Origin of the sequence: Flavobacterium sp. (assembly GCF_020217025.1) — a bacterium.
Classification (GTDB): domain Bacteria; phylum Bacteroidota; class Bacteroidia; order Flavobacteriales; family Flavobacteriaceae; genus Flavobacterium.
Genome location: NZ_JAIWOF010000170.1, coordinates 1 through 10,000, shown reverse-complemented (window position 1 = coordinate 10,000; position 10,000 = coordinate 1). Strand labels below are relative to the sequence as shown.

Sequence of the window (10,000 nt, the reverse complement as noted above, 5' to 3'; positions counted from 1 at the left end):
TACGTAAAGCACGATACACAAATATTCTTTCCGCATCAATTAAATGCAGAATAATGTCTTTTATCGTCCACTTGCCTTCTGCATATCTAAATTCATGTTTAAAAACAGGAATCGATTTAAAGAAATGCAACATTTCTCCTTTTTGCTTAGTAAGTCCTTTTATAATATCTTGCTCAGGAACCAGCTTGATATAATTCTCATAATAATGAGCAAATTCATTTGGTTGTAAATTTTTCATAACTTAAAGATATAAAAAAAGCCTCAATAATGAGGCTTTCGTATTTTACAATTCTTTAAAAATCGTATGCATCAATCGTTTTTTGTCGTTGATGCTTTCTTCTAAAGAAATCATGGTTTCAGTTCTGTACACACCTTCGATATCATCAATCATGAAGATAACTTCTTTAGCGTGTTTGGTATCTTTAGCTCTAATTTTACAGAAAATATTAAATTTCCCTGTAGTTACGTGAGCAACAGTTACGAAAGGAATTTGATTAATTCGTTCTAAAACGAATTTAGTTTGAGACGTGTTGTGCAAGAAAACACCAACATAAGCAATGAAAGAATATCCTAATTTTTCATAATCTAATGTCAAAGAAGAACCTTGAATGATTCCAGCATCTTCCATTTTTTTCACCCTAACATGTACCGTTCCTGCAGAAATTAATAATTTTTTTGCAATATCTGTAAAAGGAACTCTCGTGTTATCAATCAACATGTCCAAAATTTGATGATCTACTTCATCTAAACGAAACTTACTCATAAGTGCTTATAATATTTGTTAAATTTTTGATTTTTATTCAAAACTGAGGCAAATTTATCAAATAATTTTTACACCATTGTTAAATTCTGTTAAATTATTGATAAAAAAATCGGCTTTATCTTCTATTTTGGGAAAATATTCCCCTTTAGATTCAAACAAACCATTTGCGCAATCGTATTCTAAATGTCCTTTAAAATCCTGCAAATCATCAATTTTAACGATAGTTGCCACAAATTTTAACTGACCATCTTGCACTGCTTCAGTATATTGAGCTGCAAAGTTAATTATTTTTTCTTCATTATTATCAATAATTTTGACATTTTTATAAATAAAATCATAAAAACATTTGTTATTTTGAGGAATCTTCAAATAATTATTCAATTCTTTATCAACTATAACGTTTTCGTAACTTCCATCAAATGAACTTAAAAGCGAAATAAAAATAAATTTTCTTACAATATCTCTATTATAATCATCTTTATAATACCCAGCTTCAAATAAAATCGTTGGAGTGTTTTGCGTTGTGAAATAATCACCTGTACAATTGACATTGTAACCATCATCAAAACGCCCAACTTGATTTGGAATATAAAGTTGTAACGCATTATTCATATTGTTTATTATATGGATTGCTTTTAAACGCACTTCGTTATATTCTCTCTCTTCATTATAAGCTGGTGATAAAAAAGAGACGGTTGCAGGTAAATTAAAGCCTTCTGTTCCAAAAATAGTTCGTTGATCGTGTAAATTATAGCAGTAATCTGGCTGAAAACTTTTATAAACGCTGTGCAAGATTTGCATTTCAGGCTGAGTAGCATTAAAAGCATCTCTATTTAAATCCACTTTGTTAGCATTTTCTCTCGTATATAAGAAAGCACCATCTGGATTTAGCATAGGAATACACAATAAAGTATAGTCCGATTTAATTCGATTTGCTATTTCATTATCCGATTTCAAGAAATTGAAGAAATCAAATAATCCTTTTGTAGTCGTTGATTCATTTCCATGCATTTGCGACCACATTAAAATTTTGGTAGTTCCAGTTCCAATTTTTACTTGATGAATAGCTCTTCCTTGAACCGATTTTCCTATTTGAGTAATTTCAAAATCAGAATTCAAAGAGTTTAAAAGAGGTAAAATGTTATCTAAATAAATATACTTGCCTTTTAGTTTTAGCTCTAAATATTGAGTTGCTAATTGTAAATAATCCATGGTTTTATTTTGATTTACAAATGTAAACAACTTTAATTTTACATTTGTAAACATGTGAAAATGTTATGAAATTTACTTTTGTAAACGGTTTTAATTACAGATTATATTACCCTACATCGTATTAATTTACAACATTAACTTATTCACAATTTACATATGTTGTTTTTTATAAATCAATTAGTTATGATAATCTAAATAAAGCTTATATTTAATATACATATCGTTATTTACATCTGTAAACTTGTGTATTTCTTTTACTTTGTTTACATTTGTAACTCTGTAATTTAAAACAACTATTTACAATGGTAAACATTGATGATTTTATTAAACGGTTAGAAATTATACTCGATTATTATAATTTATCGGCTTCTGCTTTTGCGGATAAAATCAATGTACAGCGCTCGAGTCTATCTCACCTACTCTCGGGTAGAAATAAACCTAGCTTAGATTTTATCATCAAAGTAATTGAGGTTTTTCCTGAAGTAGATTTGTATTGGATTTTGAATGGAAAAGGAAATTTTCCAAAATCAGAAAATGGTGTTCCAACAGTTTTAGAAATTGAAAAAAAATCTGCTTCACTACCAATTTTAGAAAACACTAGTTCGGAACCTGATTTGTTTTCGACTGTAGAAAAAGGAATTGCTTCTACCCTTTCAGAACCTAATCCTGTAGAATCGTCTAAAACAGAAAATAATTCTCACGAAGAAATTGAGCGCATTGTAGTGTTTTTTAAAAATGGTACTTTTAAAAACTATAAACCATAAAAAAACTCTGAATTTCTCCAGAGTTCTATTTTTTTAAATATTTGTAAAACTTTTTTCAGGAATTTTACCAATTACATCTTTGTAATACGATTTTAAAAATTTTAAATCAGCTTCAATATTTCCCGTTGGGTAAAATGGTTCGTGATACACTACTTGTTTTCTTCCGTAATCAAACGCTACAGGAATAATTGGAACATTTGCTTTTAATGCCATGTAATAAAATCCCGTTTTCCATTCGGTTACTTTTTTTCGAGTTCCTTCTGGTGCGATTGCTAATCTAAAAACATCTTTTTCTTGAAATATTTTAGCAATTGTATCTACTTTATTCTCGTTTTTTTGGCGATTTAGAGGAGTTCCTCCTGTCCAAGTAAAGAAATAATTAAAAGGAAATACGAATAATTCTTTTTTAGCTACATAATTAATTTCTAGATTAAGAATTCCACGAGAGAAAATTCCAAGAAAGAAATCCCACCAACTCGTATGTGGAACCGCTATTAACACGCATTTTTTTACTTCTGGTGCAATTGTACCGATTACTTTCCATCCGAAAATTTTGCAGAAAATAAATTTGTATATAATTTGTTTCATTAGAGACTATTTTGAGACAAAAATAAAATTATATTTACGATTACAAACAAAATTACATGATTAAGCGCGTATTGAGTTTTTTATTACCTATAAAAATTCATCAAAAGAAATCGGTTTACAGTAAAAATCTAGAAGTTACCTGGAATAATGGACATTTGGTTTTAGATTCTGAGAATACGAATTATTCTTTTGGTAGTCTACAGCGTGTACTAAAAAAAGGATTAAAATATATTGGTTACGAAAGAATTAGCACATTTGAAAATATTTTAGTACTTGGCGTTGCTGGTGGAAGCGTAATTGAAACTCTAAAAAAAGAAGTAAAATTTGAAGGTAAAATTACAGGAGTAGAAATTGATGCTACTGTGATTGAAATGGCTAGAAAATATTTTGGTTTAGGAAACTATAATAACGTTTCAATTGTGAATGATGATGCTTTTGAATTCGTTTTAAAAACCAAAGAAAAATATGATTTAATCATTATTGATATCTTTCAAGATACGACAATGCCTAATTTTTTATTTGAAGATTTCTTTATTAATAGAATTAATTTTTTACTTAATGTAAATGGATTTATCTTGTTTAATACTATGATTTTAGATTATCAAGACAGAAGAAGAAACGCTACTTATAAAAGTAAATTTGATAGTAATTATTCCGTAAGATTGTATCCAAAAATTGAAGTGCACAACGAATTGTTTACCATTAAAAAATTATCGTAATGAGCATAGTTAAAAAATTATTAGTTGGAAAAGTTAATAAACTCAACCACCATAATTTTAGTCCATTAAAAAAAACAATTCTAAATATTAGAGCTATTTGGAACAATGATCATGAAGAAGATAATGGAATTGAAAAGATAGTACGTTTATTTCTTTCTTCCTCACAATTATTATTTCCTGGAATTTACATTAAGCATTTTGCTAATAAATTTGGATATGAATACAAAGATTTAGTAATGGACTTTTATATTTTAGCAAAAGTTATCTTCCCTATTTTAATTCTTGTAAATAATTGGCAAACCAATCACTTTGTGGTTTTTATATTGATTTATATTCTTTTAGAGACGGTTTTGTACATTCCAACGCTAATTTTTGCTTCTGATTTGTTTTCCCAACCTCGTTCTTATAAAAGATCGATGTTGTTGCTATTTTTCAATTATTTAGAATCGGTTTTAGCTTTTGCAGTATTTTACAGAACTGGAAATTACTTGAATGCAACATTAAATCATTGGTTTGATGCGGTATATTATAGTTTTGTAACCTCTTCTACAATAGGTTATGGAGAATATTATCCAATAACAATGGAAGGAAAAATATTTACTATTCTACAAGTATTTTTATTTCTTTTCTTTGTTATTTTGTTTATGAATTTCTTTTCTTCTAAAATTAAAACTAGAGGCTATTTTAGTGATAAAACAGAATAATTAATTACAATAACTTTCTCGCTTTTTCTAAATCTTCAGGAGTATCTATTCCGATACTTCCGTGAGAAGTTTCTACCATTTTAATGCGTTTTCCATATTCTAAGTAACGTAATTGCTCTAATTTTTCAGAAGCTTCTAACGACAACATGGGTAAGCGGTAAAAATCCATCAAAGCTTCTTTTCTGAAAGCATAAATTCCGATGTGTTTCATATAACGAACGCCTACATTTTCTTCTCTAGGATACGGAATCACCGAACGTGAAAAGTATAACGCAAAACCTTGTTGGTCTGTTATAACTTTTACGTTATTTGGATTATTAATTTCTTCTTTATCAGCTATTTGAAACATCAAAGAGCCTAAGTCAACTTTCTTTTCTAAATCGTTTTTAAAAACTTCAATTAGTTCTTCTAAAGGTTTTTTATTTATAAAAGGTTCGTCGCCTTGAACGTTAATTACAACGTCAACATCCATATGTTCAACAGCTTCTGCAATTCTGTCGCTTCCGCTTTCGTGTTCTTTTATCGACATGATGGCTTTTCCTCCACTCGAAATAATTTCGTTGAAAATTGAATCAGAATCCGTTACCACAAAAACATCATCAAATAGATTTGTGGAAATAGCCGCTTCATACGTTCTAAGAATTACGGTTTTGCCTCCCAAATCTTGCATTAATTTTGCAGGGAAACGAGTTGAAGCATATCTTGCGGGAATTACAGCTATTATTCTCATGTTCGATTTTGTTTGATTACAAAAGTATTAATTTTCGAAAAACTCATCTTTAAATCCGATTAAATATAATTTTTCTTCAGCACGCGTGATGGCAGTGTACAACCAGCGGACATAATCGATATCAATTCCGTCGGGTAAATAAGGTTGTTCTACAAAAACGGTTTTCCATTGACCACCTTGCGATTTATGACACGTTATCGCATATGAAAACTTCACTTGAAGTGCATTGAAATAAGGGTTTTCTTTTACTTTTTGTAGTTTTTTATATTGTTGGCGTTCTTCTTCATAATCCAATAAAACTTCCTGATACAATTTATTCGATTCTTCATATGTTAATGAAGGCGATTCACTCATAATCGTATCTAACATAATAACAGTGTCAAACGGAATTTGATTCGGATAATCCACCATTCTGATTTTTACAGTAGCGAATTTGAATCCATACAGTTCTTGAATTTTTCTGATTTCTAGAATTTCGACAATATCACCATTAGCGATGAAACCTGCTTCTGAATTTTCGGGTAACCAGAAATAATTGTTTTTCACTACCATTAAATAATCTCCAGTTGAAATTTCACTTTCTTTAGACAAAATGGAAGCTCTAATTTGTTGGTTGTATTGATTCGCTCTTTTATTGGAACGCAAAATAAAAGCTGTGTCTTCTATACTATAATTATCATACGCTTGATGAATCGCATCTTGAATTTCATAACCATCTTGTAAACGAACAATATCTTTAAACCCTTTCAATTTAAATTGGAACGTATCAATAAAATGCGAATGTAATAATTCACGTAACTGCGTAGCATTATACAAAATTCCAGAATGTTCCGCTTGACGCATCACTTCATCCAACTCAATATGATGTACATTTTTTTGATAATGAAGCGAAAGCGAGTCAATATCCAAAGCCGGACTCACACTCATGTTAACCGGCGGCAACTGAGCGGTATCTCCTATTAATAAAAGTTTGCAATTATTTCCAGCATCCACATAAAAAAACAAATCATCTAACAACGAACCATTTTCATACAATTTAGAATCTTGGTTATTATCCGAAATCATAGAAGATTCATCGACTATAAATAAGGTATTTTTAAATTTATTTTGTTGCAATGTAAAACTAACGCCTCCAGTTTTATTTTTTTTGGGGAAATAAATTCGTTTATGAATCGTATAAGCCGGTTTTCCAGAGTAATTACTGATTACTTTAGCTGCTCTACCTGTTGGTGCAAGTAATACAGCTTTCATATTAACATCACCTAAATTATTAATTACGGTAGAAATTATGGTTGTTTTACCCGTTCCGGCATAACCTTTGAGGATAAAAATATCATCAGAAGTTGAGTTCAAAATAAAATCGGCAATTTTCTGAAAAAAAATATCCTGTTTTAGAGTGGGTTGATGCGGAAAATTATTTTGTAATAAATTGTAAAACAGCTTGTAAGTCATAAAAAAGATTTGGCCAATATTAATTTTTCAAATATACTGAATGATTTTTACAAGAAATTCTTTTGTGTAGAAAAAAAAATTGTAGATTTGCGTACCTATTTAACTAAAAATAAATTATTCAAATGTTAGAAATTGCTATTTATTTAGTCGTATTGGTTATTTTAATCTTTGCATTGGTTAAACTAATTGATAAATTCGTTACACCAGGAAATAAAAAAGTTTTCACCATTTTATTATGGGGAATCTCATTTTTTCTTCTATACTTAATTTATTCTTCAATTATGAAACCTATTGAGTTTCAAAAAGAAAAAGAAAGTCGTTACGAAGTAGCTGTTAAAACAATGTTAGACATTAAAAAATTACAAACAGGTTACAAGTCTGTTAATGGAAAATATGCTGACACTTTTGACGAATTAGTAAAATTTGTTGAAAATGGTGAATTTGAAATCGTTTCAAGAAAAGATACTGCTGTAATTGATGCTGCTAAAAATACTGCTTTTGGGATTAAAGTTGGAGCTGATGGAGTTGGTGGTTTCTTCAAAGATGAAGTAATTATCACTAAATTAGGAACTGTTAAAGTAAAAGATTCATTATTTAAAAATTCTGACAGATACAAAAGATTAAATGTTGTAAAAGTTGGTGAAGTTGAAGTTCCTGTTGTAATGAAAACAGGTGTAGTTTCTAGAAACGACTCGAATCTTTCTGTATTCCAAGCTATTATTGACAAAAATGCTTTATTAAAAGATTTAGATCAAGAATTAGTAAAACAAGAAAATAAAGTAGAGTCTATTGATGAAATCAACGGTCCTCAAATTATTTTAGGTTCACTAGAAGAAGTTACACTTTCAGGAAACTGGCCAAAAAAATATGGTAATAACGAATAACGACATTACTCAAAAAACATACAAAAAGTTGTCCATTCAGGTTTCCTTGAGTGGACTTTCTTTTTGTGTCTTTGATTTACTTTCCAACAAAGTAATAAACACCATGTCAATTCTCTTTGAAAAAAACAAAGTAATTGAAGAACAATTGTGGCGTACTTTCGTCGATTATCCTATTCTTACAAAATCATTTGATGAAGTAATGGTAATTCATGATAATAACTTGAATACTTTTGTGCCTACTTCCCTATTTGATGTTCATTTTTTAGCAAGTTATTTGCAATACAATACCAAAGTTTTTGAAACTGATTTTTTTACCCATGATGTTATTTTTCCATACGAAATGAATAATGTTTATGTTCCTTTCGTTAATATTAATAATTTCTTGTTAGACCAATACGAAACTTTTGAATATCAGAATGCTAATTCTATTTTAGTAAAACAACTATTAGATTTGTCCAAAAATAAAGAAGAAAAGCAAGTTTTTGTGCATCTTCAAAAAGAGCATTTTGAAATTGTTGTGGTAAAAAATCAGCAATTACTACTTTTTAATTCATTTCAATATAACACTCCAGAAGATTTTATTTATTTCATCTTGTTTACTTGCGAACAATTACAATTAAATCCAGAAACGATTTCAGTTCAGCTTTTTGGAAATTGTACAGAAGAAGATGCCTTTTATAAAATTGCTTTTAAATATATTAGAAACTGTTCTTTACTTGATGTTTCAAACAAAGCTTCAATCTTAGACGTTTCTTCTTCAGAATTGAGAAATCACTTTATACTTTATCATTCATGAGAATTATCTCCGGAAAACACAAAGGGCGCCGTTTAGTAGCTCCGAAAAACTTACCTGTTCGTCCTACAACCGACATGTGTAAAGAATCGTTATTCAATATTTTGAATAATTACTTTAATTTTCATGGTTTAAAAGTTTTGGATTTATTCTCAGGAACTGGTAATATCAGTTACGAATTCGCTTCTCGTGGTGCTGGACCAATAACTAGTGTTGATGGCGACATGGGTTGTGTAAATTTCATCAAAAAAACGGCAACGGAATTAGATTTAGATATTAGCGTAATTAAAAGTGATGTTTTCAAATTCTTAGAAAAAAGTAAAGCAAGTTATGATATTATTTTTGCTGATCCACCATATGATTTGAGTCAGGAGAACTTTGAAAAAATCATTCAACTTATTTTTGAAAACGAGCTTTTAGACGAAGAAGGAATGTTAATTGTAGAACATTCGAAACATACCAAACTAGATCATTTGACAAATTTTTCCTTTTCAAAAAGTTACGGAGGTTCTGTATTTTCTTTTTACGAATTCGAAAGCGACGAAGAAGAGGATTATGAAGAGGAAGACGAAGGATAAAATCGTCACAAAATAAAAAAAGCAGACCTATAAGCCGGATTCTGTCTCCGATAAATCGGAGCCTTATCATTTATCTAGATTACGCATTACTGTGTAACTCAAGCTGCCTACCCTTCAACATCGGACGAGTCGCCCTTATTTTGATTACTCAAAAACTGCTGATATACTTGGCATTTCACCGCATAGAGTTTACCTGGTTTCACTACAGCATTACCTGTACATACTTTCTGTTGCACTTGTCCTCACCTTTCGGCGGATGGGCGTTACCCACTATGCTACTCTTTGGTGTCCGGACTTTCCTACCATGCTTACACACGGACGATAAGGCGGTCTGCGGTGCAAACTTACAACAAATTCTATCGTTTTAAAGAAATTTTAATAGATAGTTTAACATAATCTTTTGCTTTTAAGAGCTAATATATTCGTAAATTTAGAGGTCGCAAATTTATAATACTTAATTCTTATGTCAACTATTTATCACTATGCTTCTGTCTCTGAAGCGCTAAGAAAATTAAGAGAGAAAGGGTTTACATTTGATTTCAATCAAAATGAAGAAGATATAATTTTGCATCCCGAAAATTATACCATCAATCACATTTACCATTACGAAGGCAACTCTAATCCAGATGACGCAGCAACCGTCTACGGAATCGTTTCCAAATACGGATTGAAAGGTGTTTTTGTTACTGGAACTTCAGCTAATTCTTCTGATAAAAATGCTGAAGCTATTGCTAAACTTTCTATTAAAGATAAGCATTCAACATCCCTTTAAAAACTAAATTGTGAATAACTTTTATAAAGATTCACCTCAAT

General features: G+C 29.9%; 13 protein-coding genes and 1 other RNA gene. 7 read left to right on the top strand and 7 right to left on the bottom strand.

Annotation, left to right across the window (positions count from 1 at the left end; all coding sequences use genetic code 11):
- The 3 genes from LDL23_RS08680 to LDL23_RS08670 all read right to left on the bottom strand — a co-directional run.
- On the bottom strand, window positions 1-238 hold a 238-nt coding region (locus LDL23_RS08680), incomplete at its 3' end, for a DinB family protein (RefSeq protein ID WP_366935485.1).
- Window positions 239-283: 45 nt separating this feature from the next.
- Window positions 284-763: a winged helix-turn-helix transcriptional regulator gene (locus tag LDL23_RS08675; RefSeq protein WP_026726210.1), complete on the bottom strand. Its 480-nt coding sequence runs from the start codon at window positions 761-763 to the stop codon at window positions 284-286.
- Window positions 764-820: 57 nt separating this feature from the next.
- Window positions 821-2,029 carry a M14 metallopeptidase family protein gene (locus tag LDL23_RS08670; RefSeq protein ID WP_366935484.1) on the bottom strand — a complete coding sequence of 403 codons (1,209 nt, stop codon included), beginning with the start codon at window positions 2,027-2,029 and terminating at the stop codon, window positions 821-823.
- Between the two features lie 248 nt (window positions 2,030-2,277).
- On the opposite strand from LDL23_RS08670, the gene LDL23_RS08665 reads away from it, so the two are divergent.
- Window positions 2,278-2,739 (top strand): helix-turn-helix transcriptional regulator, encoded by a 462-nt coding sequence (locus tag LDL23_RS08665; protein WP_291265342.1) that lies wholly within the window; start codon window positions 2,278-2,280, stop codon window positions 2,737-2,739.
- Between the two features lie 33 nt (window positions 2,740-2,772).
- On the opposite strand, the gene LDL23_RS08660 is transcribed toward LDL23_RS08665, so the two are convergent.
- Window positions 2,773-3,327: a 1-acyl-sn-glycerol-3-phosphate acyltransferase gene (locus LDL23_RS08660; protein WP_291265341.1), complete on the bottom strand. Its 555-nt coding sequence runs from the start codon at window positions 3,325-3,327 to the stop codon at window positions 2,773-2,775.
- Between the two features lie 56 nt (window positions 3,328-3,383).
- On the opposite strand from LDL23_RS08660, the gene LDL23_RS08655 reads away from it, so the two are divergent.
- Window positions 3,384-4,046, top strand: a complete 663-nt coding sequence (locus tag LDL23_RS08655) for a spermidine synthase (protein ID WP_291265340.1) — start codon at window positions 3,384-3,386, stop codon at window positions 4,044-4,046.
- On the top strand, window positions 4,046-4,750 hold the full coding sequence (locus tag LDL23_RS08650) for a potassium channel family protein (protein WP_291265339.1): 705 nt from the start codon (window positions 4,046-4,048) through the stop codon (window positions 4,748-4,750). The genes LDL23_RS08655 and LDL23_RS08650 overlap by 1 nt, the downstream gene beginning before the upstream one ends.
- A gap of 4 nt (window positions 4,751-4,754) precedes the next feature.
- Here LDL23_RS08650 and kdsB read toward each other — a convergent pair whose 3' ends face one another.
- Complete coding sequence (kdsB, locus tag LDL23_RS08645; RefSeq protein WP_291265338.1) at window positions 4,755-5,480, bottom strand: 3-deoxy-manno-octulosonate cytidylyltransferase; 726 nt, start codon at window positions 5,478-5,480, stop codon at window positions 4,755-4,757.
- A 27-nt stretch (window positions 5,481-5,507) separates the two neighbouring features.
- Window positions 5,508-6,932 (bottom strand): AAA family ATPase, encoded by a 1,425-nt coding sequence (locus LDL23_RS08640; RefSeq protein WP_291265337.1) that lies wholly within the window; start codon window positions 6,930-6,932, stop codon window positions 5,508-5,510.
- Between the two features lie 122 nt (window positions 6,933-7,054).
- Between LDL23_RS08640 and LDL23_RS08635 the strand changes: the two genes are divergently transcribed.
- The 3 genes from LDL23_RS08635 to rsmD are packed head-to-tail and all read left to right on the top strand — an operon-like array spanning window position 7,055 to window position 9,187.
- A complete protein-coding gene (locus LDL23_RS08635) occupies window positions 7,055-7,816 on the top strand; it encodes a hypothetical protein (RefSeq protein ID WP_291265336.1) in 762 nt (253 codons plus the stop codon).
- Window positions 7,800-8,612 (top strand): DUF3822 family protein, encoded by an 813-nt coding sequence (locus LDL23_RS08630; RefSeq protein ID WP_291265335.1) that lies wholly within the window; start codon window positions 7,800-7,802, stop codon window positions 8,610-8,612. The genes LDL23_RS08635 and LDL23_RS08630 overlap by 17 nt, the downstream gene beginning before the upstream one ends.
- Window positions 8,609-9,187 (top strand): 16S rRNA (guanine(966)-N(2))-methyltransferase RsmD, encoded by a 579-nt coding sequence (gene rsmD / locus LDL23_RS08625; protein WP_291265334.1) that lies wholly within the window; start codon window positions 8,609-8,611, stop codon window positions 9,185-9,187. Before LDL23_RS08630 ends, rsmD begins: the two co-directional genes overlap by 4 nt.
- A 14-nt stretch (window positions 9,188-9,201) precedes the next feature.
- Here the strand turns inward: rsmD and rnpB are convergent.
- Window positions 9,202-9,525, bottom strand: an RNA gene (gene rnpB / locus LDL23_RS08620) — RNase P RNA component class A.
- Window positions 9,526-9,650: 125 nt separating this feature from the next.
- Between rnpB and LDL23_RS08615 the strand changes: the two genes are divergently transcribed.
- On the top strand, window positions 9,651-9,959 hold the full coding sequence (locus tag LDL23_RS08615) for a hypothetical protein (RefSeq protein WP_291265333.1): 309 nt from the start codon (window positions 9,651-9,653) through the stop codon (window positions 9,957-9,959).
- The last annotated feature ends 41 nt before the right edge of the window (window positions 9,960-10,000 follow it).